2 protein-coding genes are annotated in these 1,832 nt (G+C 45.6%); both read left to right on the top strand.

The features are described from left to right. Positions 1-389 precede the first annotated feature (389 nt). The gene (locus AC2VE5_RS26315; protein ID WP_486890505.1) at positions 390-707 is read left to right on the top strand and encodes a DUF6788 family protein; all 318 of its coding nucleotides are present in this window, start codon (positions 390-392) and stop codon (positions 705-707) included. A gap of 200 nt (positions 708-907) precedes the next feature. Continuing rightward, positions 908-1,711: a RecB family exonuclease gene (locus AC2VE5_RS26310; protein ID WP_486890504.1), complete on the top strand. Its 804-nt coding sequence runs from the start codon at positions 908-910 to the stop codon at positions 1,709-1,711. The last annotated feature ends 121 nt before the right edge of the window (positions 1,712-1,832 follow it).

Below are 1,832 nucleotides of genomic sequence, written 5' to 3'. Positions count from 1 at the left end.
AGCAGTGATGGTTAGCACTCACACCTCCAAATTAAGGACGCTGTAACAACACAGAGCATTACGCACTTCATTGAACAATTATACAACTCAGTAAAATACTACAACAATAAAGCAATTAAGCCTTAAATTCACAATGCTGTATAGCAGCAATGCAGCAAACACACACTTAAATCTTTATACATTGTTATATTACACTAATGCAATAATGAATCAATGCAACATTACAGTATTTTAACAATACATTAAATCATCAGAATCATTATCTCTATTGAGCTTGACGACTTTTTAAGGAATTACGACAGCAAATTGCTATGTCTGCTGATCAAAAGTTGCTACTCTTAGCGAACGGTTAACTTGGTTCTATCCCCATCTGTTCGCTAAGAATACCTATGCCTAGACGCCGAGCCACCAGTTCTCCCCTAGATTCGATCGCACAGCACCTTGATAGTCTTTCCTACGATAAATTGAAAGAGGTGCAAGCAATTGTGGAAGCCCTTCTCTCAGCCAAAGATGAACCAGCAGGGAGCCAGGAAGAAGAAGCAATTGTTTCAGGAATTCATCGGGGACCAAAAGGGGGCAAAGGCCACATTGAGGTGAAGATGATTCCAGATACAAAGCGGGGCAAAGTCTATGGACCTTATCGATATCTAAGGTATTGGCAAGATGGGAAACTCAAAACCCACTACTTGGGCAAGGCAGAATCTTAGCGAATGTTTATCCTGGATATGTTCGCTAAGAAGTCTTTACAGTTTTGGCACTAAAAGGCTGCCCTAACGCTATCTCCAACACATAGACAGGCAAAGCGCGTGGTCTTAGCGAAAGTTCTTAGCGAATACTTTAGTTTATCCATTCGCTAAGAAACCTTCTAAACTAGGTACAGGCAAGTCCCCTTCTCCCAGACTGACCCATGGCCTATCAAATCTCTGCCACTAAGCTCCAGCACTACCAGCGCTGTCCTAACCAGTTCTCATTGAAATATCTGAAGCGAGTGCCCGGTCGTCCGATTCGACAGCCGCTACTGGGTAAGGCACTTCATCAGGCTCTAGCTCAGTTCAACCGCTGGCCGGGATGGAAGGGAATGCCAGGATTGAGAGTTATGCAAGATGCCTGGGAGGAGATGCTAGAGAAATTTCCAAATCTTTCTTCAAATCAGATTGATGAAGGCTGGCGGATGTTGGAGCAATATTATCAAAAGTTTGTGCAGCCTTTAGAGCAGTGGCAGCCGCCCCTGGCTGTGGAAGGAAAGCTGGATGGGCGGCTAGTTGTTGGCAGTGTTGAATTTAAGATAATAGGCCGATATGATCTCCTGGATCGGCTGCCCGGAAGTTCAGATATTGCCCAGCTCCACCTGATTGAATACAAATCCAGTCGTCAGCAGAAGACCCTAACTGAGTTGGAAGTTGATGTGCAACTAGGACTGTATCAGATAGCGATCGCTCAGCACTATGGAGCTTCCCTTGCCAAAGTCAGCCACATTTACCTGAGGACCGGGGAGGTGGTCCCTTTCCAGACCCGGCCCCAGCATCTAGAAATTGTCCAGGCCCGGATTGAAGAGCTGGCTTACAAGCTGGTTTCAGATGAGGCGTTTGAACCAGGGCCAGGGGAGCATTGCCAAGAGTGTGATTACCGGCAATATTGTCCGGCGGTTAGCGATCGCCCTGTGCCTGTAGAAGAAGAGTCTGAGCTGAAGTTGCAGTTAAGTTTGCTGTAAGAGAACCTACCGGATGCAGAGCAAGCATAGCAGCTCAACCTTTGTTAAGCTATCTCTTTGCTTGGGAATATTGGAGATTGTTAAAGATGTCAATTTACGTTGGTAACTTGTCCTATGATGC

The organism is Aliterella sp. E5.1 (assembly GCF_057473825.1).
Note: the sequence above shows the minus strand (reverse complement) of the source record. Positions and strands in the feature narration are given on the sequence as shown.